We start from the raw sequence: 23,918 nt of genomic DNA, 5'->3' as shown, positions 1-23,918 counted from the left end.
CCCACAGAACCCGCGCCGGGTCCGTCGAGAGATCCTCGAAAGGAGGAAGAAGTTCCCTTGAGGAAATCCTACGGAATCGCCGAAATGCGCAGGCTGCCACGCCTTCGCCTGGGCCGCACCCTGCTGATTCTGGCGGCCGTGGCGGCCGTGGGGGCCGCCTTCGCGGTCGTCATGAACCCGGTCGGCGTCCCCGCCAGCGGCGCGGCGAACCTCGGTGGCACCGTGAACACTCGCTGGGGACGTCTGAGCACTTTGGACAGAAAGTTGCTTGTCGCGGTGCGGCAGGCCGGCCTGTGGGAGATCCCCGCAGGCCAGCAGGCACAGCAGCGTGCCTCCAGCCCTCGGGTGAGGGAGGTCGCCGAGATCATCTGGCAGCAGCACGTCCAGCTGGACGCGGACGCCCGCGCGACCGCGGAGCGGCTCGGCGTGCTCCTCCCGAACGAGCCCAACGGGAGCCAGAAGGCCTGGCTGAGAGAGATGTCAGGCAAATTCGGCGCCGATTACGACAAGATCTGGGTGCATCGGCTGCGCGCCGCGCACGGGGCGGTTTTCACCGTCATCGCCAAGGTGCGCTCGCAGTCCGAGAACAGCGAGGTCCGTGCGTTCGCCGAACGTTCCATGAAGTTCGTGAACACGCACATGTCGCTGCTGGAGAGCACCGGCCTGGTACCCAGGCGTGCTCTGAAATGACGTACATCCCACCCCGCAAAAGGGAGTACCTTTCCATGGGAAGCAAGAGAAAAGCCTTCGCCGTGATCATTCCGGCGCTCGCCCTTGCCGCGTCGGCCTGTCAGACGACGCCCGGTGGCACCGCGGCCCCGCTGCCGGGCCGCAGCACGCCGGCCGCCGCCGGCGGCTCGGACCTCGAAGGCGGCGGAAATCTCAACGATGTCAACGACCCGGGCGCCCCCAGCGGCACGCCGACCGGCTACCCGAACGGCGGCCAGCAACCGGACGGCGGCCAAGACGGCGGCCAGCAACCGGACGGCGGTCAACAGCCGGACGGAGGTCAGCAGGACGGCGGCCAGCAGCCGGGCGGCGGTCAGCAGGACGGCGGTCAGCAGGACGGCGGTCAGCAGGACGGCGGCCAGCAGCCGGGCGACGGCCAGATGGGCGACGGTCAGGACAACGGCCAGGGCCAGGGCAACGACCAGGGCCAAGGTAACGACCAGGGCCAGGGCAACGACCAAGGTCAGGGCAACGACCAGGGCGACGGCCAGGAAGTCGAGATCCCGGAGCTGAGGCCGGACCAGTTCGTCCCGATCCAGCAGGCGCCGCGCGTGCGGCAGCCGCGCAACACCCGGCAGGCCTCCACCGGAGTCTTCAGCGTGGACTGCGGTACGAACGAGGGCCAGGCGCACAGCAACCCCGACAACGTGCTCGCGGCGCCCGGCGTCGTGAACGGCGCGCACCACATCCACGACTACGTCGGCAACCTCGACACCGATGCCTTCTCGACCGACGAGACGTTCGCCGCGGCCGGGACGACCTGCGAGAACGGCGACAAGTCGGCCTACTTCTGGCCGGTGCTGCGGCTCCGCGCGGGCCAGGACGACTCCGAGCGGGCCGAGCAGAGCCAGATCGACGGCAACATCGGCAGCATCGTCGAGCCGACGGAGGCGCGCCTGGAGTTCCTGGGCAACCCGCGCAGCCAGGTGACCGCGATGCCGCAGTTCATCCGCGTCGCCACCGGTGACGCGAAGGCCGTGACGAACGGCCTGCAGAACGCGAAGGCGCTGTGGACCTGCACGGGATTCGAGGAGCGGGCGTTCACCGACAAGTACCCGCTCTGCCCGGAGGGCAGCCTGGTCGCGCGCGTGCTGAACTTCCCGAGCTGCTGGGACGGCCAGAACACCGACAGCGCCAACCACCGCGACCACATCGCCTTCCCCGACGAGCGGACGGGCGCCTGCCCGGAGGGCACGCAGGCCGTGCCGCAGCTGCGGATGACCCTGACCTACGACGTGCCCGCGGAGCCGCTGGCGTTCGCGCTGGACAGCTTCCCCGAGTCGGGCCACGACCCGGTGACCGACCACGGCGACTTCATCAACGTGATGGGTGAAGAGCTGATGCAGCAGGCGGTCAACACCATCAACGGCCAGGGCGGCGGCCAGAACGGCGGTGGCGGTCAGGGCGGCGGCGGCCAGGACGGCGGGCAGAACGGCGGCGGCGGTCAGAACGGCGATGGCCAGGACGGCGGCGGCCAGGACGGCGGCGCCCAGCCCACGACGCGGCCCAAGCGTCACTACTGATCCATCTGACGTCCGGGTGATCCGGACCGCCCTGGGGTGACCCGGACGCGCGGCCGGTGAGGATGCCGTCTTCGACCTTCGGCGGCGCCTCACCGGCCGCGCCCGCGCGTGCCCGCGCGATTCCGGGAGCCGGAGTCCGTACGATCGGGGACATGAACATCGTGATCGCGGGCGGGCACGGGAAGATCGCACTGCGGCTGTCGCGGCTGGCGGCCGCGCGGGGGGACACCGTGCTGAGCCTGATCCGCAATCCCGGCCACGCGGCGGACGTGCGGGAAACCGGCGCCGAGCCGGCGGTGTGCGACCTGGAGTCGGCGGACGCCGGCGAGATCGCCGGCCATCTGACCGGGGCGGGCGCGGTCGTGTTCGCCGCCGGGGCGGGGCCGGGCAGCGGCGCGGCGCGCAAGGACACCGTCGACCGGGCCGCGGCGGTGCTGACGGCGGACGCGGCGGAGCGCGCGGGCGTCCGCGGCTTCGTGCAGATCTCCGCGATGGGCGCGGGGGAGCCGCCCGCGCCGGGCCGCGGCGAGGTGTGGGAGGCCTACATCAGGGCCAAGGGCGAGGCTGAGGACGACCTGCGCCGACGGGACGCCCTCGACTGGCTGATCCTGCGGCCGGGCCGCCTCACCGACGACCCGCCCACCGGCAGGGTGAAGCTCGCCGAGCCGCCCATCGGGCACGACGCGGTCACTCGCGACGACGTCGCGGCGGTCATCGTGGCGCTGCTCGACGCCGGCGACGTCCGCCGCCGCACGCTCGACCTCCTCAACGGCGACACCCCGATCGGGGACGCCGTCAACGCGTTGCGCTGACCGGGGAAGGACGGGCCCGCACCCCGGTCAGCCGGTGTAGAGCGACTCGATCTCGTCGGCGAAGTCCTTCATCACGACGTTGCGCTTGACCTTCAGGCTCGGCGTCATGTGGCCGGCCGCCTCGGTGAAGTCCACGCCGAGGATCACGTACTTCTTGATCGCCTCGGCGTGGCTGACCGACTTGTTGGCCTCGGCGACCGCGGCCTCGATCTCGGCGATGACGTCGGGATCGAGGCGCAGCTCGTCCACCGTCATCGCCTCGGGCTTGCCGTGCCGGTCCTTCCACGGGCCGAGGGCCTCCTCGTCCAGCGTGACGAGGGCGCTGATGAACTTGCGGCCGTCGCCCACGACCAGGCACTGGCTGATCAGCGGGTGCGCGCGGAGCCTGTCCTCCAGCGGGGCGGGCGCGACGTTCTTGCCCGCGGCGGTCACGAGGATCTCCTTCTTGCGGCCGGTGATCCGCAGGAACCCGTCGTCGTCGAGGGAGCCGAGGTCGCCGGTGTGGAGCCAGCCGTCCTCCAGGGCCTCCTTGGTGGCGGCCTCGTTGTTCCAGTAGCCGCGCAGGATGTTGATGCCGCGGACGAGGACCTCGCCGTCCTCGGCGATGCGGATGTCCACGCCCGGGATCGGCTGCCCCACGGTGCCGATCTTGAGGGCGGTGGGGCGGTTGACGCTGGCGGGGGCGGTCGTCTCGGTGAGGCCGTAGCCTTCCAGGATCGTGATGCCGACGCCGCGGAAGAAGTGCCCGAGGCGTTCGCCGAGCGCGGCCCCGCCGGACACCGCGTACTCCACCTTGCCGCCGACCGCCGCGCGCAGCTTGCCGTACACCAGCACGTCGAAGACCTTGTGCTTCGCCTTGAGGCCGAGGCCCGGCCGGCCGTCGTCCAGCGCCCGGCTGTAGGCGATCGCGGTCTCGGCGGCCGCCTTGAAGATCTTGCCCTTGCCGTCGGCCGCGGCCTTCTGCTCGGCGCCGTTGTAGACCTTCTCGAAGACGCGCGGGACGGCCAGCAGGAAGGTCGGCTGGAAGGAGGCGAGGTCGGGCAGCAGGTCCGGGATGTCGCTGTGCCCGAGGACGATGCCGCCCTCGATCGTGGCGACCTGGATGAGCCGGGCGAACACGTGCGCCAGCGGCAGGAACAGCAGCGTGGAGCTGCCCGCCACGGCGACCTCGGCGATCGCGCCCTGGACGGCGTTGCGGGCCGTCGCCACGAGGTTTCCGTGGGTGATCTCGCAGCCCTTGGGGCGTCCGGTGGTGCCGGAGGTGTAGACGAGCGTGGCGAGGTCCGCGGCGGTGCGGGAGCGGCGGCGCTCCTCGACGACGTCGTCCCCGGTGCCGGCGCCGAGTTCGCGGACCTGGTCGACGCCGCCCGCGTCGATGTTCCAGACGTGCGCGAGGCCGGGGAGGCGTTCCCGCACCTCCTCGACCGAGGCCGTGTGCGCGTCCGTCTCGGCGAACACGGCCTTCGCGCCGGAGTCGCCGACGATCCATTCGATCTGCTCGGGGGAGGACGTCTCGTAGATGGGGACCGAGACCGCGCCGGCGGTCCAGATCGCGTAGTCGAGAACGGTCCACTCATAGCGGGTCCGCGACAGCAGGCACACCCGGTCGCCGGGCTCGATCCCGGCGGCCGTGAGGCCCTTGGCGACGGCGGTCACCTCGGCCGCGAACTCGGCTGCGGTGACGGCGCTCCACGCCGCCTCCTCGCCCGAGCCGCTCTTGCGGCGCGCCACGATCGTGCCAGGATCCTCGGCGGCCCGGGTGAAGGGCGCGTCGGTCAGGGTGGCGGAGTCGGGGACCTCCACCATCACGGGAACGCTGAACTCGCGCACGGCCTGCTCCTGTAGTCGGTCTTCGAGGTCGGCGGGGAAATCCCAGGAGGCTTCTCCGCAGACGAATGATACCCATCAGTAGGGAATTTTCCCTGGAGGTCTGCCTATTGGCCTTCCCCGGAGGCCCCGGGTTAACGGCACGGCAAAGACCGGCCGTCACCCGCGGCGTCCGCCGCGGGGTCGCCTACGCTTGAGCCGGTCGCACACGAACGGGTTCCGGGGGATCGCCATGCTGCTCGAAGTGATCGCGCTGACGGCCGAGGACGCGCGGGCGGCGCAGGACGGCGGCGCCGACCGGCTCGAGGTCGTCGCCGACATGGCCGCCGACGGCCTCACCCCCGATCCCGACGTGGTCGAGGCGGTGCGGAAGGTCACCACCCTGCCGATGCGGGTGATGCTGCGGGCCAACGCCGGGTTCCGCACGACCGGGTTCGAGCTCGACCGGCTGCGGCGCGCCGCCGCGGGCCTCGCGGAGGCGGGCGCGGACGGGTTCGTCTTCGGCTTCCTCGACTCGTTCGGCCACGTCGACGTGGCCGCGACCGGCAAACTCGCCGCGGACGCCGCCCCGCTGCCTTGGACGTTCCACCGCGCGGTCGACCACGCCGCCGACCCCGGCGCCGCGTGGGACGCCGTCCGGCGCCTCGGCGGCGGGCTCGACACCGTTCTCACGGCCGGGTCCGCGCGCGGCGTGGACGCCGGGGTGGACGTCCTCGTCCGGCGTGCCGCCGAGGACCCGGACTCCGCCAAGGTGATCATGGCCGGGGGCGGGCTGCGCCGCAAGCACGTCGCGCTCCTCGCCGCCGCGGGCGTCACCGCGTTCCACGTGGGCACCGCCGTCCGCCCGGACGGCGCCTGGGACGCCCCGGTGGACCCCGCCCTGGTGAGCGAGTGGCGCTCCCTGGTGTCGGCCGCGACCGGCTGACCGGGGCCGGGGCCCGGCGCCCCGCCCGATCGACGCGCAACCCGGCCGTTCTGGCGGGCGGTGTGCCCTATTAGAGTCGGTTCATGAGGATCCACGTGGTGAGCGACGTCCATGGCCGCGCGGACGCGCTGGCGAGCGCGGCGGACGGCGCGGACGTGCTCATCTGCCTGGGCGACCTGATCCTGTTCATCGACTACGACGACCACGCGCAGGGGATCTTCGCCGACCTGTTCGGGCAGGAGAACGCCGACCGCTTCATCGCGCTGCGCACCGAGAAGCGCTTCGACGAGGCCCGCGAGTTCTCCCGGGGGCTGTGGGCGTCCCTCGACGGCGACGCGTGGCCGCACATCGAACGCGCGGTCGACCGGCAGTACGCCGAACTGTTCGCGGCCATGCCGACCCCCGCGTACCTGACCTACGGCAACGTGGACGTCCCGCGCATGTGGGGGGCGCACCTCCGGGAGGGCCACCACGTCCTGGACGGTGAGACCACAGAGATCGGCGGGCTCCGGTTCGGGTTCGTCGGCGGGGGCCTGCGCACCGAGTACCGCACCCCCTACGAACTGGACGACGACGCGTACGCCGCCAAGGTCGAGGCCGTCGGCGAGGTGGACGTGCTGTGCTGCCACATCCCGCCCGACGTGCCCGAACTGCTGTACGACACGGTGGCGCGCCGGTTCGAACGCGGGAGCAGGGCGATCCTGGACGCGATCCACCGGGCCCAGCCGAGGTACGTGCTGTTCGGGCACGTCCATCAGCCGCTCGCGAGCCGGATGCGCATCGGCCGCACCGAATGCGTGAACGTGGGCCACTTCCGGGCCCGTGGCGTGCCCCACGTACTGACGGTGTGAAAGATACTTTCTCTAGGACAGCGGGCCCGCGCGCGGGCTCACCGAGAGCCGGAGGGAGACGCAGATGGCGGACCGCACGAGTTCCACCATCACGGTCAAGGCCGGGAAGGCCGAGATCATGGCGGTGATCGCCGACCTTGAGGCGTACCCCGGGTGGGCGAGCGGCATCCGCGGGTTCACCGTCCAGGAGACCGGCGAGGACGGCCGCGCGTCCCTCGCCAGGCTGACCTTCGACGGCGGCCCGTTCAGCGACACCGTCGGCCTCGCCTACACCTGGGAGGACGACGACCGCGTGACGTGGAAGCTGGTGGAGGAGGGCTCTGTCGTCACCGGCCTGCACGGCTCCTACAGCCTGGACGAGCGGGACGGATCCACCGAGGTGACCTACGAGCTCGCCGTGGACGTCCGCATACCGCTGATCGGCATGGTGAAGCGCAAGGGCGAGAAGCGGATCATCGACTCCGCGCTCAAGGGCCTCAAACGCCACGTGGAGAGCTGAACACCGCGCCGAAGGCAGGACACCGAGCCGAACGCCGGACACCGCGCCGAACGCCGAACACGGCGAAGAAGCGATACCGTGCACGCCGACGACCGATGGAAGATGGACCCATGAGCGAGCAGCCGGGCGACGTCCTCGACGAGGCGGCCAAGCTTTTCGACACGCTGATCAAGCGGGTGAGCGGAGCCGGAGCCGGAGCCGGAGGCGGCGGCCGGGACCGGGACACGGGCGAGGACGTGTGGGGCCGGGCCACCGCCGAGGAGCCGCGCATCGCCACCGGCGCCCCCGAATGCCGCGACTGCCCGGTCTGCCGGGCGATCGCGATGAAGCGCGAGGCGGGCGGCGACGTCGGCCGGCACCTGCACGAGGCCGGCCAGTCGCTGCTCGCCGCCGCACTGGACGTGGTGGCGGCGTTCGACCGCACGCGGCCCGACCGCGGGCCGTCCGAGCGCGGGCCGTCCGAGCGCGCGCGTTCCGAGCGCGCGCGCCGGAACCGGCCGCCGGAGGCGTCGAAGAGCCCGCGGGCGGGTAGGTCCGAGCGGTCGGAACGTCCGGAGACGGGTGATGCGTGGTCGGCCGCCACGGGCGGCGGCCCCGCCGACATCGGTTAGTGCGGTACAGGCTCCAGCCGGGGCGCGCGAGGAGGAGGAAGGGTACATGGCCCTGACCATCGGCGTGGATGTGGGCGGCACGAAGGTCGCCGCAGGGGTCGTCGACGACCGGGGGACGATTCTGGAGAAGGTGCGCAGGCCGACTCCGTCGACCAACCCCAAGGAGACCGCCGAGACCATCGCCGAGGTCGTCGACCTCCTGGCGGGCAAGTTCGAAGAGGTGTCGGCGGTCGGCCTCGGCACCGCGGGCTTCGTCGACGAGACCCGCTCCACCGTGCTGTTCGCGCCGAACCTCGCCTGGCGGGACGAGCCGATCAAGGAGAAGGTGGAGAGCCTCGTCGGACTGCCGGTCGTGGTGGAGAACGACGGCAACGCCACCGCCTGGGGCGAGGCGCGCTTCGGCGCCGGCCGCGGCGAGAACTTCCTCGTCCTGGTGGCGCTCGGCACCGGCATCGGCGGCGGCATCATCATCAACGGCGAGCTGTACCGGGGCCGTTTCGGCATCGGCGCCGAGATGGGCCATTTCCGGGTCGTCCCGGACGGCCGCCGCTGCGGCTGCGGCAACCGCGGCTGCTGGGAGCAGTACGCCAGCGGCAACGCCCTCGTCCACGAGGCCCGCGACCTGGCCCGGGTGGCGCCAGCGATGGCGGGACGCCTGCTGGAGCTCGGCGACGGCCGCCCCGAGGGCATCAGCGGGCCGGAGGTGTCGCAGGCGGCCCGCGAGGGCGACAAGGCCGCCCTGGAGTGCTTCCGGACCATCGCGCACTGGGCGGGCCAGGGCCTCGCCGACCTCAGCGCGATCCTCGACCCGGGCGCGTTCATCATCGGCGGCGGCCTGTCGGACGCCGGCGACCTGCTGCTCGACCCGATCCGCTCGGCGTTCGAGGACGCCCTGACCGGCCGCGGCCACCGCCCCCTGCCCGACATCCGCATCGCCGAGCTGGGCTCGGCGGCGGGCATCGTCGGCGCCGCGGACCTGGCCCGCGTCCGCCCCCTCCAGGACGTCATCGTCTAGCGCATGGCCTCCGTCCGCCTGCTGAGCTACAACATCCGGTCGTTGCGCGACGACCCGGCCGCCGTGGCCCGGGTCGTCCGCGCCATCGGCCCGGACGTGACGTGCCTGCAGGAGGTCCCGCGCTTCTGGGCCTGGCGTCTGCGGCGCCGCCGCCTGGCGCGAGCGTGCGGGCTGCGGATCGCGGCGGGACGGCGGGCCTGCGGCCTCGCCGTCCTCGCCGCACCGCACGTCCACCGGGCGGCCCGCGAGTTCCACCTGCTCACCCCCGATCCGGGCCTGCACCGCCGCGCCCTGGCGATCGCCGTCCTGGAGACCGGCGGAACCCGCCTCATCGCCGCGAGCACCCACCTGGACCTGTCGGACGGGCCGCGCCTGCGCCACGTCCACGAGATCCTCACCCACCTGGACCGCGCCCGCGACCGCTACCGGGCCCCCGTCGTCCTTGCCGGCGACTTCAACGAGGAACCCGGTGGCCCATCGTGGACGCTCCTCACCGACCACTTCCAGGACGGCTACACGGCCGCCCCCAGGGGCGATGAACTCACCTTCTCCGCCCGCAACCCCCGCAGACGCATCGACGCAGTCTTCGCCGATCCCGGAGTCGGCATAACCGCCTGCGGAGTCCCCACAGCGGACACGGCCCCCACGGACGACTACGTGAAGGCCACGGACCACCGCCCCCTGACGGCCGACCTGGAACTCCCTTAGACGACGGCGCCGTCGTCGGGATCTCTCGGCTCGTCGCCCATGCGCAGGACGAGGGTGACGAAGCCGCCGATGAAGGCGGCGACGGCCAGGAAGGCGGCCCAGCCGGGGACCTCCCAGTCGAGGATGACGGTGGCGAGCAGGTAGACGGGCCCGCCGATCAGGGCGACCCAGGCGCTCTTGGTGAGGGGGTCGGCGCTGGGCAGCGGCGGGGGCGGCGGGGGGATGTAGTGGCCGTCCGCGTCGTCGTCCGGGGGGACGTCCGGAGTCTCGGCGGGCTTGATGACGCGGGCGCGGGGGAGGCGTCCGGTGCGGTCGTCGCCCTCCCGCGGCGGGTCGGCGGGCTCGCGGATGTTCTCCTCGTCGGGCCAGGGGACGTCGTCGCCCTCGGGGCCGGAGTCGAAGCCGGCGACGATCTCGGCCCAGATGGCGTCCTCGTCGCGTTCGGCGGGAAGGTCGGCGTCCCTGGCCTTGGCGGGGGCCTGGTTCTCGGCGGCGTCGCGCGTCTCGGCGGCGTCGCGGGGGGCGGCGAGGTCGGTTTCGGGTCGTTCGGCGTCCTGGCCGCGGGCGGATGTGTCGCGCAGCCGGGCGAGGTGGGCGCGCAGGATGCCCTCGGCGGTGGGTTTCATGTCAACGTCGACGTACAGCCGGTCGAGGACGTCGCCGCCGACGGGTTCGCCGGGCGGGTCGGACAGGTCGGGCAGGTCGGACGGCGAGGCCGCGTACGCCGCCACGCCCGCCTCGCCGAGCGCCGCCAGCATCGCGTCGGCGAGGTGCGGGGCGAGGTCGACCAGCGGGGCGTAGGTGTCGGCCGACAGTCCATTGCCACGGCGATTCACGGGGCCGGCTCCTTCGACTCCGGCGTGACCGACAGCACCGGCATGACGGCCTCCGCTCCCCCAACGACGTGTGCCCGGTGGCGCCCCCGGCTCGCGGCGGCACTTCCGGACACCCTGAAACGTGTGTCCCACGGTATTCGCTGCGCCGCCCGGGACAAGCCCCCGGGCGCACCCGATTGAGATTTACGTTAAGAGCCTACGTTCATTCGGCCGCCGCTCGCCGCATCGCTTCGGCGCGCGACCGCCCGGGCCGCCCGCGTCCGATGGTGTACCGGCCGGTAGATCGATGGGACGGGGAGTGGGAAGATGTCCCATCATCTCTCGACGGCAGGGACCGGTCGTGCCCATCCAGGGCGCGCGGTCCGAGGAAGGTCCCGCATGCTCTGGTTCTGGATCCTGCTCCGGATCGTTCTCTCGCCCATCATGTACCTCGGATGGTGGCCGCGGAACCGGGGGATGAAGAACGTCCCCAAGCGGGGTCCGGCGCTGCTGGTGGGCAACCACCTGTCGTTCGCCGACCACTTCTTCGGGCCGCTGCCGCTGATGCGGCCGATCTTCTTCATCGGCAAGGGCGAGTACTTCACCGGCAAGGGGATCAAGGGCTGGATCAGCAAGGCGTTCATGACCGGGGTGGGCGTGGTCCCGGTGGACCGGACGGGCGGCTCGGCGGCCGAGGCGGCGCTGCAGACCGGGCTGCGCATCCTCGCGGAGGGCAAGCTGCTCGGCATCTACCCGGAGGGAACCCGCGCCCCCGACAACCGGCTGTACCGCGGCAAGACGGGCGTCGCGCGGCTGGCGCTGAAGTCGCGGGTCCCGGTGATCCCGATGGCGATGATCAACACGTTCGAGCTGATGCCGCCCGGCCAGGCCTACCCGCGGCTCGGCGTCCGGCCCGGCGTCCGGTTCGGGAAGCCGATGGACTTCTCCCGCCACTACGGCCGCGAGGACGACAAAGAGGTCCTGCGGGAGATCACCGACGAGATCATGAACGCGATCCGGGAGCTGTCGGGACAGGAGTACGTCGACCGGTACGCCGCCGAGGTGAAGGCGGAGATGGCCGGTAAGCCGGTGCGGCCCGTGGAGGACGACGGGGGCCTGAGCGACCACGGATGAGCTGGCACGGATGAGCTGGCACGGATGAGCTGGCACCGATGAGCGGGGTCGAGCCTCGGGGAATGGGCCTTGAGGTCGCGCTGTGGCGGGCGGTGGCGGCCTACCGCGGCCTGGCGCTGGTCTACGCCGCGCTCGTGATCGCGATGAACTTCGGCGGCTACGCCCATCCGGCGGCCGGCTGGGCCGTCCTCGGCGTCATGGCCGCCTGGACGGCGTACGCGGTGCGGGCGTTCGCCGACCCGCGGCGGCGGGGGCGGACGCTGCTGGGCGCCGACCTCGCGGTCGCGGCCGGATGCCTGCTCGCGACGGCATGGGTGGAGACGGCGGAGAACATCGCCGCCGGGCGGCCGACGCTGCCGGTGTCGTGGGTGGCGGCCGCGGTGCTGTCGTGGGCGGTGGCGGGCGGTCGGCGGCTCGGCGTCACCGCGGCGCTCGTGCTCGCCGCCGCGAACCTGGCGGTGCACGCGATCGCCGGGACGGCGGGCGGGCTGGGGTCCAGGACGTTCAACGGCATCGTCCTGCTGTTCCTCGCGGGCCTCGTCGTCGGGCACGTCGTGCGTCTGGCGCTGGAGGCGGAGGCGCGGCTGGCGCGGGCCGTGGAGCTGGAGTCGGCCACCCGGGAGCGGGAGCGGCTGGCCCGCCGCATCCACGACTCGGTGCTGCAGGTGCTGGCGATGGTGCAGCGGCGCGGCGGCGAGCTGGGCGGCGAGGCGGCGGAGCTGGGGCGGCTGGCGGGGGAGCAGGAGGCGGCGCTGCGGTCCCTCATCGGCGCCGCCCCGCCAGGGCCCGCGCCCTCGCCGGGCGCCGGGGCCGGGGTCGATCTCCGTCCGCTGCTGACCCGCCGCGCGTCCGCGTCGGTGACGGTCTCGACGCCGGCGACGGAGGTGCTCCTGCCGGGGCACGCCGCCCGGGAGGTCGAGGCGGCGGTCGCGGCGGCGCTCGACAACGTCCGGCGGCACTGCGGTTCCGGCGCCCGCGCATGGGTGCTGCTGGAGGACGGCGGCGGCGAGATCACCGTGAGCGTCCGCGACGATGGACCCGGCATGGCCGCGGGGCGGCTGGAGGAGGCCGCGGCGGACGGCCGGCTCGGCGTCGCCCAGTCCATCCGCGGCCGCGTGGCCGACCTCGGCGGCGAGGTCACGATCGTCTCGGCCGAGGGGGAGGGCACGGAGATCGAGCTGACCGTCCCCCGCCCCGCCGTACGGTGAGCCGCGGCGGACGGGGTCGTCCGGCCCTGATGTCGGCTTAAGGTGTGTCCCGTGAGCTACGTCCCTCTGAGGGTCATGGTCGTGGACGACCATCCGATGTGGCGCGAGGCGGTCGCACGCGACCTCGCCGAAGCCGGTCACGACGTGGTCGCGACCGCCGGCGAGGGACGCGCCGCGATCCGCATCGCCGCCGCCGCGCGCCCGCAGGTGGCCGTGGTCGACCTCCAGCTTCCCGACATCAGCGGCGTCGAGGTGACCCGCCACCTGGCCGCCGCCGACCCGCCCGCCCGCGTCCTGGTGCTGTCGGCGAGCGGCGAGCAGCGGGACGTGCTGGAGGCGGTGAAGGCGGGCGCCACCGGCTATCTGCTCAAGTCCGCCGCGCGCGAGGAGTTCCTGGACGCCGTCCGGCGCACCGGCGAGGGCGACGCCGTGTTCACCCCCGGTCTCGCCGGGCTGGTGCTGGGCGAGTACCGCCGGCTCGCCGCCGCGCCCGCCCGCCCGGACGACGACGCGCCGCGCCTGACCGACCGCGAGACCGAGGTCCTGCGGCTCGTCGCGAAGGGCCTGACGTACAAGCAGATCGCGCAGCGGCTCGTCCTGTCCCACCGGACGGTGCAGAACCACGTGCAGAACACGCTCGGCAAGCTGCAACTGCACAACCGCGTCGAACTCGTCCGCTACGCCATCGAGAAGGGTCTCGACCAAGACCGGTAGTGGACAGCGGACCGGAACGCGATGAACCCCGGCCAGAATGCGGGCGTCTGACGCCCAAAGCGCATCTGGACGGGAGCACGCCATGCCGGACGAGATGTCAGGTGCCGATCTCGTGTTCTTCGCGGGCTACCTCTGTGCCGGGCTCGTCGTCCTCGCGGCGCAGCTGAACCTGCGGGCGAGACTGCGGCGGGGCCGCCCTCCGTCGCGCGACCTGCACCCGTACGAGGTCGCGTACCTGCAGGGCGGGGGGCGGCATGCGATCGTGGCCTCGATGACGGCGCTGCGGCTGGACGGCGCGGTCGACGCCTACTCCGACGGCCGGCTCATCGCGGCCGGGCCGGCCCCCGGCCGCCCGCGCGCGGCCGGCACGCTGCTGGACGCGGCGGTCTTCGGCGCGATCGCCGGCGGCCGTGCCGGTGCGCTGGCCCACCTCACCACCGAGCCCGGCGTACGGGCGGAACTCGACCGGCTCCGCGACGGGCTGGTCGCGCAGGGCATGGTGGCCGATCCGCGACGGCGGCGCCGGCTGCGGGCCGCTCAGCTGATCCTGCTGGTGTGGGTGTGGGCCGGCTTCATCATCTTCACCATGGTGGACGGCTCCCTCGATTTCCCGGCCAAGCTGATCCCCATCGCGCTGTTCGGCGGGATCGGCGCCGCCGCGCTCATCTACGGCACGGGCACCGAGAAGACGCGGGAGGGCGAGCTGGCCGTGGAGCGGCTGAGAACGTCGAACCCGCATCTCGACCCGGGGAACGCCCCGTCCTACGCCGGGGCCGCCGGTCCCACGGTCCTGCTGGGCGTCGCGCTCTTCGGCACGGCGGCGCTGATGGCGTTCGACCCGATGTTCGCCCTGACCGCCGGGCTCGGCCGCTACCTGGAGCTGACCGGGGTCGCGGCGACCTCCGGCGGGTTCACGGGGACGGTCTGCTCGTCGACCGCCACGGTGTGCTCGTCCGGCTCATGCGGTGGCGGGGGATCGTGTGGAGGAGGCGGCGGTGGCGGCTGTGGTGGTGGCGGCGGTTGCGGAGGCGGGGGCGGCGGAGGAGGCGGCGGTGGCTGCGGAGGCGGTTGACATGGCTCTGCCGGAACCGGGAGTGGGAATCGGCTGGCGCCCGGAGATCGCCGGGTTCGTCGGGGCGCTGCCGGGGCTGCGCTTCACCGAGGTGATCGCCGAATCCGTGCATCCCGGCCATCCGGCGCCCGGCCTGCTGGAACTGCGCGACCGCGGAGTGGCGGTCGTCCCGCACGGGGTGCGGCTGTCCCTCGGCGGCGCCGAGCCGGTGGCCGCCGAGCGGGTCGCGCACCTCGCCGCCTGCGCCGGGGCGCTGGACGCGCCGCTGGTGAGCGAGCACGTCGCGTTCGTGCGGGCGGGCGGGATCGAGGCCGGGCACCTCCTGCCCGTACCGCGGACGCGAGCCGCGCTGGACGCGCTCACCGCCAACATCCGCCGGACCCAGGCGGAGCTGCCCGTCCCGCTGGCCGTCGAGCCCATCGCCGCGCTCTTCGACTGGCCGGACGCCGAGTACACCGAAGGCGACTTCCTGACCGAGCTGCTGGAACGCACCGGCGCCCTCCTCCTGCTAGACGTCGCCAATGTGTACGCCAACGCGCGCAACCGCGGCGAGGACCCCGCCGCCCTCCTCGACCGCCTGCCGCTGGAGCGCGTCGCGTACTGCCATGTCGCCGGCGGGGCCGAGGAGGGCGGGCGCTACCACGACACGCACGCCGCGCCCGTGCCGTCCGAGGTCCTGGACCTGATCGGGGAGCTGTGCGGGCGGCACCGCCCGCCGGGGTTCCTGCTGGAGCGCGACGGCCGCTACCCGCCGGCCGGCGAGCTTCAGGCCGAGCTGGACGCCATCGCCGCCGCCTCCGGCCTCCCGCCCGTCACATGAGCGCGCCGTTCGACCACGGGCCGTTCGACACTGGGCGGTTCGACACAGGTCCGTTCGACACGGGGCTGGCGGCGGCGCAGGAGGCCCTCGTCCGGGCGATGACGGCGGGCGGGCCGGTGCCCGGGGGCTTCGACGCCGAGGCGGTCCGGGCCGCCGTGCACGGCATCCTGCTCAAGCGGGCCGGTGAGGTCGCCCTCGCCTGGCCCGCGCTGGCCGCGTCGTACGGGACGTCGTGGAGGACGGAGTTCGCCGGCTGGGCGGCCGGGCGCCCGACGCTCGGCTCGTTCCGGGACGGCTGGGACTTCGCGCGGGCCCACCGGGACGACCTGGCCGGCGAGGCCGGGCGGGAACTGGCGGTGGCCGAGGCCCGGTGGCGCCATGCCGGCGCGGCGCCGCCGCGTCCCCGCAGGGCGGCCGTGCGCCGGGTCCCCGGGGGAGTGGCGATCCAGGTCGGCGGGCGGATCCGCGTCTTCGGCCGGCGCCCGCCGCACTGATCTCACCCTTCGGCCGGACGACGTCCCATCAGCTCCCGCGAGCGGCTATGGTCTAGACCAATGGCGGCACGCCGGGGCCGGCGGTGAATGCCCCGTGCGGCCGCATCCGGACGACTAGTCTGGCTCTGGCCATGTGAATCGAGGGAGGAGCCCGGTGGCGGGACAAGGAGAGGGCATGCGCGTCGGAGTGCTGACCGGAGGCGGTGACTGCCCCGGTCTGAACGCGGTGATCCGCGCGGTCGTGCGCAAGGGCGTCCAGGTCTTCGGCTACGAGTTCGTCGGCTTCCGGGCCGGCTGGCGCGGCCCGCTCGAAGGCGACACCGTGGCCCTCGACGTGCAGGCCGTGCGCGGGATCCTGCCGCGCGGCGGGACGATCCTGGGCTCGTCCCGGACGAACCCGGTCAAGGTCGAGGGCGGCGTCGAGCGCATCAAGGACAACCTCGCCGGCCTCGGCGTGGACGCGCTGATCGCCATCGGCGGCGAGGACACCCTCGGCGTCGCGCGCGAGCTGTACGCCAACGGCGTGAAGGTCGTCGGCGTCCCGAAGACGATCGACAACGACCTCAACGCGACCGACTACACGTTCGGCTTCGACACCGCGGTGAACATCGGCATGGAGGCCGTCGACCGGCTGCACACCACCGCCGAGAGCCACCACCGCGCGCTGATCTGCGAGGTCATGGGGCGGCACGCGGGCTGGATAGCGCTGCACGTCGGCATGGCCGCCGGCGCCAACGTCATCCTGATCCCCGAGCGGCCCTTCGACATCGACAAGGTCTGCGAGTACGTGGAGAGCCGGTTCAAGACCCGCTACGCGCCGATCATCGTGGTGTCCGAGGGCGCCCACCCGGTGGACGGGCAGATGCAGCTGCAGACCGGTGAGCGCGACGCGTTCGGGCACGTCCGGCTCGGCGGCATCGGGCAGCGGCTCGCCAACGAGATCGAGAAGCGCACCGGCAAGGAGGCCCGCGCCACCGTGCTCGGGCACATCCAGCGCGGCGGCACCCCGACCGCGTTCGACCGCGTCCTCGCCACCCGCTTCGGCCTCCAGGCGATCGACGCGGTCCACGACGGCGACTACGGCAAGATGGTCTCGCTCAAGGGCACCGACATCATCCGGGTCGGCCTGGACGAGGCGACCAAGGAGCTGAAGACCGTCCCGCTGGAGCGTTACGCCGAGGCCGAGGTCTTCTTCGGCTGACCGTCCCGCCTGGCGGGAACACCGGTATCGGGTCGCGGTGTTGGCTCCACTGAGCCACACTGGAAACGCCCCCGTCGACCTGTTCCCGCCAGGAGGATCACGCATGACCACGCTCGACCCCGCGCCCGCGCCCGCGGACGTCCGGGAGCAGGCACCCGTCCGGGAGCAGTCACCGGTCGACGGCGAGCCGTGCGTGCTGCTCAAACTGGGCGAGGTCGTCCTCAAGGGCAAGAACCGCGAGCAGTTCGAGCGGCGCCTCGCCGACAACGTCCGCGCCGCCGTCCGGCCGGTCGCCCGGGTGGACGTCATCCGCCGGCACGGCGTCTTCATCCTCCGCAAGCACGACGCGGATCTGGCCACCATGGAACGGGTGGCGCAGCGGGTCACCGACGTCATGGGCATCGTGTGGGCGCACCGCGCCTGGCGGGTCGGCAAGGACCTCGCCAGCGTCGAACGCGCCGCGCTGGAGCTGATGGACGGGCGGACCGGCACGTTCGCCGTCCGGGCCCGCCGCCGCGACAAGCGGTTCCCGATGACGTCCATGGAGCTCGACCGCCACATCGGCGCCCTCGTCGCCGCCCGGTACGGGCAGCCCGTCCGGCTCAAGGACCCCGAGCACACGCTGTCGATCGAGGTCGACCGCGACGAGGTGTTCGTGTACTCCGGCGGCCTGCCCGGCCAGGGCGGCCTGCCCGTCGGCATGAGCGGCCGCGCCCTCGTGCTGATGTCGGGCGGCATCGACTCGCCCGTCGCCGCCTACCGGATGATGCGCCGCGGCCTGCGCGTCGACTACCTGCACTTCTCCGGCATGCCGTTCACCGGCCCGGAGTCGATCTACAAGGCGTACGCGCTGGTCCGCGAGCTGGACAGGTTCCAGGGCGGCTCCCGGCTGTTCGTCGTCCCGTTCGGCAAGGCGCAGCAGCAGATCAAGTCGTCCGGCGCCGACCGGCTCGCGGTGATCGCGCAGCGCCGGCTGATGCTGCGCACCGGCGAGGTCCTCGCCCGCCGGCTGCGCGGCGCCGCGCTCATCACCGGGGACGCGCTCGGCCAGGTGTCCAGCCAGACGCTGACCAACATCACCGCGCTGGACGACGCCGTCGAGCTGCCGATCCTGCGGCCCCTCGTCGGCATGGACAAGGTCGAGATCATGGACCAGGCGCGGCGCATCCGCACCCTGACGATCTCCGAGCTGCCCGACGAGGACTGCTGCACCGTGCTGGCGCCGCGCCGCGCCGAGACCAAGGCCAGGATCGACGACCTGCGGCAGATCGAGAAGCGCCTCGACGCCGGGGAACTCGCCGACCAGCTCGCCGGTTCCGTCCAGGAGCACCGTCCCGTCTACGGCGACACGGCCTCCTGAGGGCGGGCGCCCGGCCGCACCTAGCGCGCGTCGAAGTCGGTGGGGCGCGGCGGCTCGGGCCCGTCGGGGCCCATCAGCGTGATGCGCTCGACGCGGACGATGCGGAACCGGCGTCCCGCGACCGCGATGCCGTTGCGGCGCGTCTCGTCCTCCATCAGCTCCGCCGCCTCGGCGAACTGGGCGAGGTCCGCGTCGCCGGGGCTCTCCACCGCGGGCACCACGTGCCGGAAGTAGGTGACCAGCGAGTCGCGGGCCCGCTGCGGGGCGTCGTGCAGCCGCCCGACCGGGCGCCAGCGCCGCTCGCTCCGCTCGGCGACCGTGAACGCGGGCGCCAGCGCGACCGGGGTGAGGAACGCGCCGGACGGCTCGTTCCCGGTGGCCGCGGCCGCGTCCAGCACCTGGCACAGCAGTTCGGAGGTCGCGAGGTCGGACGCGGGCCCGTCGTCGGGCAGCAGCTCATGGCGGCGGCCGGGCCCGGTGCGGGGGCCGGACGGCAGCGGGTCCAGGTCCGTCGGGCGGGGCGGTTCGGGCCCGTCGGGGCCGGTGCGGACGAGCTGCTCGATCCGCACGATCCGGAACCGCCGCTCGCCCGCGGTCACCGCGTCGGTCGGTTCGTCCTGCAGCGTCCGCGCGGCGGCGCGCAGCTCACGCGCCTCCGCGCGGTCCGCGGACACGGCCATGTCCGCCAGATGGACGGCGAGGAGCTCACGCGCGCCCTGCGGCAGCGGGTCGCACGGGCAGACGATCTGCCACCCGCCCGCGACGTGCTCGGCGGCCGTGAACAGCGCGCCTACGACCACGAGCTCGGGGTAGGCGGAGATGGCGCGGCACGCGTCCGCGAGCATCACCGCGGCGACCGGGTCGACGCCGTCCAGGTCCTCCGGGAACAGCCGCCCCCCGGCGTCACCATCGCCGGTTGTCATGCCGGACATCATCCTCGCCGCGTCCGCCGCGGCCAATGGTTCAGACCAATTTGTTACCGCGCCGTTCGCGTTTTCCCGCGTCTCCGCCAGGACGCCCGCGGCCCCGCCGGTGCGAGGAGGACGATCAAGCTCGCCCCCACCAGGGCCAACCCGCCCAGCGCGGCCGCGCCCAGATTTTCGTCCAGCAGGACGGTACCGAGCACCGCGGCCACCGCGGGCTCCGCCAGGGTCAGCGTCGTCGCGGTCGTGGCGGGCGTGGTCCGCAGCCCCCGGGCGAACAGCAGATAGCCGCCGCCCGTGGTGATCACCCCGAGGTAGAGCGCGATCAGCGCGCCGGACCCGGTGAGCAGCCATCCCGCCGGCCCGGCGAGCAGCACCGGGATCAGCGGGACGGCCGCCGCCCCGAACAGCGCCCCGGCGACCGCCCGGTCCTCCTCGCCGCGGGTGATGAGGACGGACGCCGCCGTCGCGTACACCGCGTACGACAGGCCGGACAGCAGCGCGAGCGCGATCCCGGCGGGTTCCGCGCTCGCGTCCCGGCCCCCGCCGGCGAGCCCGCCGCCGATGAGCAGGGCGCAGCCCGCTACGGCGCCGGAGGTCGCCAGCGCCCAGCGCCCGGTGAGGACGGTCCGCCGGGCGGCCAGCCCGATCAGCCCGGTGAAGACGGGTGCGCTGCCGATCGTGACGACGGTCCCGACGGCCACGCCGGTGCGGCCGGCGGCGACGAAGAACGCGGTCTGGTACACGGCGATGGCGACGGCTCCGACGGCGATGAGCGGCCGGTTGCGCCGGTCGGCGACCAGCCGCCGCAGCCCGGCGCCGCGGCGGGTCGCCGCGGCGAGGGCGAGCAGCGTCAGTCCGCCGATGATGATGCGGACCGCGGCGATCGAGTAGGGGGACGACCCGTCCGCGAAGGCCTGGACGGTCCCCGTCGTCCCCCACAGCGACGCCGCCACGAGAATGCCGGCGCCGCCCTGGCGGACGCGGGGGGACGAGTCTGTTCCGGACGCGCGCCGGATGAACGTGCGCTGTGACACGGGAGAAGCTCCTGAGCTCGAATCGGAGAGAGGAAATCCGGATTCGGGGCGCAGGAGTGCACGGCCCTGGGCACAGGTCGGTGCCGGGCCGTGTCAGGACTCGGGTGGAGAGTGCGGTCGCCGCGCCCCGTCAGGAGCGCGGCGGGCCGCAGTCAGGGGTCCAGTACGCCATGGTCCAGAACGATAGCCGGTCAGGCGGGGACGGTGTCGGTGTCGGGTGCCCGGGTGAGGGAGCGGCCGACGATGGGGGGCAGGTCGCGCACCAGCTTGGCGAGCTCGCGCAGGTCGCCGTCCACGAGAGCCTGCGGACCGTCGCAGAGGGCGGTCTCCGGGTGCGGGTGCACGTCGATGATCACGCCGTCGGCGCCGACCGCGATCGCGGCGCGGGTCAGCGGCAGGACGAGGTCGCGGCTGCCGCCCGAGTGCGACGGGTCCACGATCACCGGCAGGTGCGACAGGCGCTGCGCCACCGGCACTGCGGAGATGTCGAGGGTGTTGCGGGTGGCCTTCTCGAACGTGCGGATGCCGCGCTCGCACAGCACGATGTCGAGGTTGCCGCGCTGGGCGACGTACTCGGCGGCCATCAGCCACTCCTCGATCGTCCCGTTCATGCCGCGCTTGAGCATGACCGGCTTGCCGGACTCGCCGGCGGCCTGCAGGAGGGAGAAGTTCTGCGCGTTGCGGGTGCCGATCTGCAGCATGTCCGCGTAGGAGGCGACGAGGTCGACGTCGCCGGCGTCCACCACCTCGGTGACGATCGGCATGCCGGTCTCCTCCCGCACGTCCGCGAGGATGCGCAGGCCGGCCTCGCCGAGGCCCTGGAACGCGTACGGGGAGGTGCGCGGCTTGAACGCGCCGCCGCGCAGCAGCGTCGCGCCCGCGGCCTGCGCCATCTGCGCGGCGCCGAGGGTCTGCTCGGGGGTCTCCACCGCGCACGGGCCGGCGATCAGCGTCATGGTGCCGGGGCCGACCGGCACGCCGCCGACCCGGACGATCGAGCGCTCGCCGTGGTTCTCGCGGCTCACCAGCTTGTAGGGCGCCGAGATGCGGATGACGTCGGTGACCCCGCGCATCCCCCGCAGATTCAGCGAGCCGAACTGCTGCACGTCGCCGACGAGCCCGACGATGGTCCGTTCCACGCCGCGGCTCACGAAGGCGTCACCCCCCGCCGTCTCGACAAGTGAGACGACGGCCTTGATATCCGCTTCGTTGGCCTCCTGGGCCATGACGACGACCATTGATGTGCTGCCTCTCCTGTACGCCCGGGATCCCGGTGACCTCGCGGCTTACCCCTGAAACGGCGAAAGCCCCGGGCCAGCCGGCCCGGGGCTTTCGTTTCGTGGTCTGTCAGCGCAGCGCGTGGCAGACCAGCCGCCCGGGCTGGTCGAACCAAAAGAAATAGACGACGTTGCGCATGTGGTCAGCGTAGCCGAATTTCCCGATGGTGCGCCCACGCGACCCCGAATATGGCTCAGCTCACCCCGGATGGCAGGATGGCCGCGTCATGTCCCACCCCGAACAGCCCGCGCCGCAGCCGCGGGATCTGCCGCCCGGCCAGTACGTCCCCCGGGGCTGGCCCGTGCTCCACTACGGGCCCGTGCCGAAGTTCCGTCCCAAGGACTGGGATTTCCGGGTCTTCGGCGCGACCGCGTCGGGGGAGCAGCACCGCTGGACCTGGGACGAGTTCGAGGCGCTGCCCACGGCCACGGCGGTCGCCGACTTCCACTGCGTCACCAAGTTCACCATCCCCGGAAACGAGTGGGAGGGCGTCCCCGGCGCCGCGATCGCGGAACTGGCGCCTCCCGCGCCGGACGCCACGCACGTGATGGTCTGGGCCGAGTACGGCTACAGCGCCAACATCCGGATGACCGACTTCCTCGCCGACACCACGATGTTCGCCACCCACCGCGACGGTGAGCGGCTCACCCCCGACCACGGCTTCCCCCTGCGCGTCGTCGTCCCGCACCTGTACGCGTGGAAGAGCGTGAAGTGGGTTCGGGGCGTGGAGTACCTCGTGAAGGACCGCCGCGGCTTCTGGGAGGAGCGCGGCTACCACAACGTCGCCGACCCGTGGCGGGAGCAGCGGTACTCCTACCAGGAGGACGAGGGCGAAGCCCCGCCCCTGTGACCCGCGTGCCCGTCAGGGCCCCTCGGTGCGCGTGTGGCCGTGTGTGGCCACCGAAGAGGTTCGTAAATGGTCAACACACCGACCCGCATGGAAGACAGACGTTACCGTAAGTCGTCATGGTCCTACCGTCCGTCGTGGACGTCGTGGCGTGCGCCATGGCCGCCGGTGCCGCCGCGGGAGCGTGGGCGCTGCGCCGCCGGCTCCGCGTCCCGCGCCGCGCGCCCGCCGATCCCGCCGAACAGGCGGCGTTCGCGGCCCTGCACACGATCGCGCGGGCATCGCCGCCGCTGCGCGCCGGGCTCACCGAGGAATCGGCGCGCACGGCCGCCCGGCGGCTCAGATCGCTGCTGGGCGCCGAGGCCGTCGCGCTGATCGGGGTGCTGCCCCCGGACGAGACCGGCCGTCCGGGCGACGCCGGTGATCCCGGCGACGTCGCCCCCGAGCCGGTCCTGGAGGCGCCGCGGCTGCTTGCGTGGGACGGCGCGGGGCGCGGCGCCCACGCGGCGGAGGCCGTCCAGCACGCCCTGCCGGTCCTGGCCTCCGGACGGCCCAGGGTGATGACCCCCGAAGCGCTCGCCTGCGGCGACCCGCTGTGCGGCGTCCAGGTGGCGACGGTCGCGCCCCTCACCGTCGAGGGACGCGTCGAGGGGACGCTGACCGCCTACTGGCGGCACCCGTCGGCGGCGCGGGTCAAAGCGGTCGGCGAGGCCGCCCGGCTCGTCACCGGGCAGCTCGAGCTGGCCGGGCTCGACACCGCCCGCATCCGCCTCGCCGAGGCCGAAATGCGGGCGCTGCGCGCCCAGATCTCCCCCCATTTCGTCTACAACTCGCTGAACACGATCGCCTCGTTCGTCCGCACCGACCCCGAGCGCGCCCGCGAGCTGCTGCTGGACTTCGCCGACTTCGCCCGCTACTCCTTCCGCAACCCGCGCGACTTCACCACCCTCGCCGACGAGCTGCGCTCCATCGACCGCTACCTGCTGCTGGAACGGGCCAGGTTCGGCGAGCGGCTGAAATGCCGGGTCGAGATCGCACCCGAGGTGCTGCCGGTCGCGGTGCCGTTCCTGGCGCTGCAGCCGCTCGTCGAGAACGCCGTCCGGCACGGCATGGCGGGCGCGGGCGGGGAGTTCCACATCTCGATCGTCGCGCGCGACTCCGGCGCCGAGGCGGCGATCAGCGTCGAGGACGACGGCGTCGGCATGGATCCCGAACGTCTCCAGGAGATCCTTTCCGCCCCGGTGGGCGGGCCCGGGCCGACCGGCTGGGGGAGCGTGGCGACCCGGTCGCGGCGGGACGGGTCCGGCCCCGGGTCCGGGGCCGGAATCGGCCTTGCGAACGTCGATGAGCGCATGCGGCAGGTCTACGGAGAGGAGTACGGGCTGACCGTGGAGACCGCGCTGGGCGCCGGGACGAAGGTCAAACTGCGCGTCCCGAAGTACCGTCCGGGAGTGTTTCCGGACTGACCGATGCCCCCGCGACACGCCACTCACTTTTCGGAATCGATTGCGGACA

The 23,918-nt window shown here is 73.2% G+C and carries 24 protein-coding genes; 19 read left to right on the top strand and 5 right to left on the bottom strand.

Annotated elements, in window-relative coordinates:
• Window positions 1-57 precede the first annotated feature (57 nt).
• The 3 genes from AB0C35_RS03665 to AB0C35_RS03655 all read left to right on the top strand — a co-directional run bounded on the left by AB0C35_RS03665 (window position 58) and on the right by AB0C35_RS03655 (window position 3,064).
• Window positions 58-690 carry a DUF4142 domain-containing protein gene (locus AB0C35_RS03665; protein WP_358450105.1) on the top strand — a complete coding sequence of 211 codons (633 nt, stop codon included), beginning with the start codon at window positions 58-60 and terminating at the stop codon, window positions 688-690.
• Window positions 691-725: 35 nt separating this feature from the next.
• On the top strand, window positions 726-2,252 hold the full coding sequence (locus AB0C35_RS03660; protein WP_358450103.1) for a DUF1996 domain-containing protein: 1,527 nt from the start codon (window positions 726-728) through the stop codon (window positions 2,250-2,252).
• 152 nt (window positions 2,253-2,404) lie between these two features.
• Window positions 2,405-3,064: an NAD(P)H-binding protein gene (locus AB0C35_RS03655; RefSeq protein WP_358450101.1), complete on the top strand. Its 660-nt coding sequence runs from the start codon at window positions 2,405-2,407 to the stop codon at window positions 3,062-3,064.
• 27 nt (window positions 3,065-3,091) lie between these two features.
• On the opposite strand, the gene AB0C35_RS03650 is transcribed toward AB0C35_RS03655, so the two are convergent.
• A complete protein-coding gene (locus AB0C35_RS03650; RefSeq protein WP_358450099.1) occupies window positions 3,092-4,894 on the bottom strand; it encodes an AMP-dependent synthetase/ligase in 1,803 nt (600 codons plus the stop codon).
• Window positions 4,895-5,123: 229 nt separating this feature from the next.
• Between AB0C35_RS03650 and AB0C35_RS03645 the strand changes: the two genes are divergently transcribed.
• The 6 genes from AB0C35_RS03645 (at window position 5,124) to AB0C35_RS03620 (ending at window position 9,500) form a co-directional block, all read left to right on the top strand.
• Window positions 5,124-5,816 (top strand): copper homeostasis protein CutC, encoded by a 693-nt coding sequence (locus AB0C35_RS03645; protein WP_358450097.1) that lies wholly within the window; start codon window positions 5,124-5,126, stop codon window positions 5,814-5,816.
• Between the two features lie 83 nt (window positions 5,817-5,899).
• On the top strand, window positions 5,900-6,667 hold the full coding sequence (locus tag AB0C35_RS03640) for a metallophosphoesterase (RefSeq protein WP_358450095.1): 768 nt from the start codon (window positions 5,900-5,902) through the stop codon (window positions 6,665-6,667).
• 64 nt (window positions 6,668-6,731) lie between these two features.
• On the top strand, window positions 6,732-7,166 hold the full coding sequence (locus AB0C35_RS03635) for an SRPBCC family protein (protein WP_358450093.1): 435 nt from the start codon (window positions 6,732-6,734) through the stop codon (window positions 7,164-7,166).
• A 110-nt stretch (window positions 7,167-7,276) separates the two neighbouring features.
• On the top strand, window positions 7,277-7,777 hold the full coding sequence (locus AB0C35_RS03630; protein WP_358450091.1) for a hypothetical protein: 501 nt from the start codon (window positions 7,277-7,279) through the stop codon (window positions 7,775-7,777).
• A gap of 46 nt (window positions 7,778-7,823) precedes the next feature.
• Complete coding sequence (locus AB0C35_RS03625; RefSeq protein ID WP_358450089.1) at window positions 7,824-8,792, top strand: ROK family glucokinase; 969 nt, start codon at window positions 7,824-7,826, stop codon at window positions 8,790-8,792.
• A 3-nt stretch (window positions 8,793-8,795) separates the two neighbouring features.
• Window positions 8,796-9,500: an endonuclease/exonuclease/phosphatase family protein gene (locus AB0C35_RS03620; RefSeq protein ID WP_358450087.1), complete on the top strand. Its 705-nt coding sequence runs from the start codon at window positions 8,796-8,798 to the stop codon at window positions 9,498-9,500.
• Here the strand turns inward: AB0C35_RS03620 and AB0C35_RS03615 are convergent.
• Entirely contained in the window at window positions 9,497-10,336 is an 840-nt protein-coding gene (locus tag AB0C35_RS03615; RefSeq protein WP_358450085.1) for a hypothetical protein, read from the bottom strand. The two genes, AB0C35_RS03620 and AB0C35_RS03615, sit on opposite strands and share 4 nt — an antisense overlap.
• Before the next feature lie 378 nt (window positions 10,337-10,714).
• Here AB0C35_RS03615 and AB0C35_RS03610 point away from each other — a divergent pair, with 378 nt between their 5' ends.
• The 8 genes from AB0C35_RS03610 to thiI all read left to right on the top strand — a co-directional run bounded on the left by AB0C35_RS03610 (window position 10,715) and on the right by thiI (window position 18,318).
• Window positions 10,715-11,449 carry a lysophospholipid acyltransferase family protein gene (locus tag AB0C35_RS03610; RefSeq protein WP_358450083.1) on the top strand — a complete coding sequence of 245 codons (735 nt, stop codon included), beginning with the start codon at window positions 10,715-10,717 and terminating at the stop codon, window positions 11,447-11,449.
• 62 nt (window positions 11,450-11,511) lie between these two features.
• Window positions 11,512-12,657, top strand: coding sequence for a DUF5931 domain-containing protein (locus AB0C35_RS03605; protein ID WP_358450081.1), 1,146 nt, complete (start codon window positions 11,512-11,514; stop codon window positions 12,655-12,657).
• A gap of 75 nt (window positions 12,658-12,732) precedes the next feature.
• Window positions 12,733-13,371 (top strand): response regulator transcription factor, encoded by a 639-nt coding sequence (locus AB0C35_RS03600; protein ID WP_358451098.1) that lies wholly within the window; start codon window positions 12,733-12,735, stop codon window positions 13,369-13,371.
• 82 nt (window positions 13,372-13,453) lie between these two features.
• Entirely contained in the window at window positions 13,454-14,443 is a 990-nt protein-coding gene (locus AB0C35_RS03595) for a TIGR04222 domain-containing membrane protein (protein WP_358450079.1), read from the top strand.
• 1 nt (window position 14,444) lies between these two features.
• Window positions 14,445-15,263 carry a DUF692 domain-containing protein gene (locus tag AB0C35_RS03590; protein WP_358450077.1) on the top strand — a complete coding sequence of 273 codons (819 nt, stop codon included), beginning with the start codon at window positions 14,445-14,447 and terminating at the stop codon, window positions 15,261-15,263.
• Complete coding sequence (locus AB0C35_RS03585) at window positions 15,260-15,757, top strand: hypothetical protein (RefSeq protein ID WP_358450075.1); 498 nt, start codon at window positions 15,260-15,262, stop codon at window positions 15,755-15,757. The genes AB0C35_RS03590 and AB0C35_RS03585 overlap by 4 nt, the downstream gene beginning before the upstream one ends.
• A 175-nt stretch (window positions 15,758-15,932) precedes the next feature.
• The gene (locus tag AB0C35_RS03580) at window positions 15,933-16,958 is read left to right on the top strand and encodes a 6-phosphofructokinase (RefSeq protein WP_358450073.1); all 1,026 of its coding nucleotides are present in this window, start codon (window positions 15,933-15,935) and stop codon (window positions 16,956-16,958) included.
• A 103-nt stretch (window positions 16,959-17,061) separates the two neighbouring features.
• Complete coding sequence (thiI, locus tag AB0C35_RS03575; RefSeq protein WP_358450071.1) at window positions 17,062-18,318, top strand: tRNA uracil 4-sulfurtransferase ThiI; 1,257 nt, start codon at window positions 17,062-17,064, stop codon at window positions 18,316-18,318.
• 20 nt (window positions 18,319-18,338) lie between these two features.
• On the opposite strand, the gene AB0C35_RS03570 is transcribed toward thiI, so the two are convergent.
• The 3 genes from AB0C35_RS03570 to aroF all read right to left on the bottom strand — a co-directional run bounded on the left by AB0C35_RS03570 (window position 18,339) and on the right by aroF (window position 21,516).
• Window positions 18,339-19,241, bottom strand: coding sequence for a DUF5954 family protein (locus AB0C35_RS03570; protein WP_358450069.1), 903 nt, complete (start codon window positions 19,239-19,241; stop codon window positions 18,339-18,341).
• 53 nt (window positions 19,242-19,294) lie between these two features.
• Window positions 19,295-20,278: an EamA family transporter gene (locus AB0C35_RS03565; protein ID WP_358450067.1), complete on the bottom strand. Its 984-nt coding sequence runs from the start codon at window positions 20,276-20,278 to the stop codon at window positions 19,295-19,297.
• 191 nt (window positions 20,279-20,469) lie between these two features.
• Window positions 20,470-21,516: a 3-deoxy-7-phosphoheptulonate synthase gene (gene aroF / locus AB0C35_RS03560; RefSeq protein ID WP_358450065.1), complete on the bottom strand. Its 1,047-nt coding sequence runs from the start codon at window positions 21,514-21,516 to the stop codon at window positions 20,470-20,472.
• A gap of 266 nt (window positions 21,517-21,782) precedes the next feature.
• Here aroF and AB0C35_RS03555 point away from each other — a divergent pair, with 266 nt between their 5' ends.
• Window positions 21,783-22,406: a sulfite oxidase-like oxidoreductase gene (locus AB0C35_RS03555; protein ID WP_358450063.1), complete on the top strand. Its 624-nt coding sequence runs from the start codon at window positions 21,783-21,785 to the stop codon at window positions 22,404-22,406.
• Between the two features lie 116 nt (window positions 22,407-22,522).
• Window positions 22,523-23,869, top strand: a complete 1,347-nt coding sequence (locus tag AB0C35_RS03550; RefSeq protein WP_358450061.1) for a histidine kinase — start codon at window positions 22,523-22,525, stop codon at window positions 23,867-23,869.
• Window positions 23,870-23,918 lie beyond the last annotated feature (49 nt).

It is taken from the genome of Spirillospora sp. NPDC048819, from assembly GCF_040650055.1.
GTDB lineage: Bacteria > Actinomycetota > Actinomycetes > Streptosporangiales > Streptosporangiaceae > Spirillospora.
This window is presented reverse-complemented; position numbering and strand designations above follow the sequence as displayed.

Bases quoted from the DNA above. Each gene is read 5' to 3' on its own strand.
- AB0C35_RS03660 (WP_358450103.1), top strand. From the start codon at position 726: ATGGGAAGCAAGAGAAAAGCCTTCGCCGTGATCATTCCGGCGCTCGCC.
- AB0C35_RS03655 (WP_358450101.1), top strand. From the start codon at position 2,405: ATGAACATCGTGATCGCGGGCGGGCACGGGAAGATCGCACTGCGGCTG.
- AB0C35_RS03645 (WP_358450097.1), top strand. From the start codon at position 5,124: ATGCTGCTCGAAGTGATCGCGCTGACGGCCGAGGACGCGCGGGCGGCG.
- AB0C35_RS03640 (WP_358450095.1), top strand. From the start codon at position 5,900: ATGAGGATCCACGTGGTGAGCGACGTCCATGGCCGCGCGGACGCGCTG.
- AB0C35_RS03635 (WP_358450093.1), top strand. From the start codon at position 6,732: ATGGCGGACCGCACGAGTTCCACCATCACGGTCAAGGCCGGGAAGGCC.
- AB0C35_RS03630 (WP_358450091.1), top strand. From the start codon at position 7,277: ATGAGCGAGCAGCCGGGCGACGTCCTCGACGAGGCGGCCAAGCTTTTC.
- AB0C35_RS03625 (WP_358450089.1), top strand. From the start codon at position 7,824: ATGGCCCTGACCATCGGCGTGGATGTGGGCGGCACGAAGGTCGCCGCA.
- AB0C35_RS03620 (WP_358450087.1), top strand. From the start codon at position 8,796: ATGGCCTCCGTCCGCCTGCTGAGCTACAACATCCGGTCGTTGCGCGAC.
- AB0C35_RS03610 (WP_358450083.1), top strand. From the start codon at position 10,715: ATGCTCTGGTTCTGGATCCTGCTCCGGATCGTTCTCTCGCCCATCATG.
- AB0C35_RS03605 (WP_358450081.1), top strand. From the start codon at position 11,512: ATGGGCCTTGAGGTCGCGCTGTGGCGGGCGGTGGCGGCCTACCGCGGC.
- AB0C35_RS03600 (WP_358451098.1), top strand. From the start codon at position 12,733: ATGGTCGTGGACGACCATCCGATGTGGCGCGAGGCGGTCGCACGCGAC.
- AB0C35_RS03595 (WP_358450079.1), top strand. From the start codon at position 13,454: ATGCCGGACGAGATGTCAGGTGCCGATCTCGTGTTCTTCGCGGGCTAC.
- AB0C35_RS03590 (WP_358450077.1), top strand. From the start codon at position 14,445: ATGGCTCTGCCGGAACCGGGAGTGGGAATCGGCTGGCGCCCGGAGATC.
- AB0C35_RS03585 (WP_358450075.1), top strand. From the start codon at position 15,260: ATGAGCGCGCCGTTCGACCACGGGCCGTTCGACACTGGGCGGTTCGAC.
- AB0C35_RS03580 (WP_358450073.1), top strand. From the start codon at position 15,933: ATGCGCGTCGGAGTGCTGACCGGAGGCGGTGACTGCCCCGGTCTGAAC.
- thiI (WP_358450071.1), top strand. From the start codon at position 17,062: ATGACCACGCTCGACCCCGCGCCCGCGCCCGCGGACGTCCGGGAGCAG.
- AB0C35_RS03570 (WP_358450069.1), bottom strand. From the start codon at position 19,241: ATGACAACCGGCGATGGTGACGCCGGGGGGCGGCTGTTCCCGGAGGAC.
- aroF (WP_358450065.1), bottom strand. From the start codon at position 21,516: ATGGTCGTCGTCATGGCCCAGGAGGCCAACGAAGCGGATATCAAGGCC.
- AB0C35_RS03555 (WP_358450063.1), top strand. From the start codon at position 21,783: ATGTCCCACCCCGAACAGCCCGCGCCGCAGCCGCGGGATCTGCCGCCC.
- AB0C35_RS03550 (WP_358450061.1), top strand. From the start codon at position 22,523: ATGGTCCTACCGTCCGTCGTGGACGTCGTGGCGTGCGCCATGGCCGCC.